Source organism: Pseudomonas sp. PSB11 (assembly GCF_014596605.1).
Taxonomy (GTDB): Bacteria; Pseudomonadota; Gammaproteobacteria; order Pseudomonadales; family Pseudomonadaceae; genus Aquipseudomonas; species Aquipseudomonas umsongensis.
Genome location: NZ_NOIO01000080.1, coordinates 1 through 578, shown reverse-complemented (window position 1 = coordinate 578; position 578 = coordinate 1). Strand labels below are relative to the sequence as shown.

General features: G+C 63.7%; 1 pseudogene. It reads left to right on the top strand.

Annotated features, from left to right (window positions below):
- Window positions 1-578, top strand: a pseudogene (locus CGA21_RS29745) (urocanate hydratase); the annotation flags it as partial.

Below are 578 nucleotides of genomic sequence, written 5' to 3'. Positions count from 1 at the left end.
ACCTTCGACTACGGCAACAACATCCGTCAGATGGCCCAGGAAGAAGGCGTGGAAAACGCATTCGATTTCCCAGGCTTCGTACCGGCCTACATCCGTCCGCTGTTCTGCCGTGGCATCGGCCCGTTCCGTTGGGCTGCGCTGTCGGGCAACGCTGAAGACATCTACAAGACCGACGCCAAGGTAAAAGAGCTGATTCCGGACGACGCCCACCTGCACAACTGGCTGGACATGGCGCGCGAGCGCATCAGCTTCCAGGGTTTGCCGGCTCGTATCTGCTGGGTTGGCCTGGGCCTGCGCGCCAAGCTGGGCCTGGCGTTCAACGAAATGGTGCGTAGCGGTGAGCTGTCGGCGCCCATCGTGATCGGTCGCGACCACCTGGATTCCGGTTCGGTTGCCAGCCCGAACCGCGAAACCGAATCGATGCAGGACGGTTCCGACGCCGTGTCCGACTGGCCACTGCTCAACGCCCTGCTCAACACCGCGAGCGGCGCGACCTGGGTGTCCCTGCACCACGGCGGCGGCGTCGGCATGGGCTTCTCCCAGCACTCGGGCATGGTGATTGTCTGCGACGGTACTGA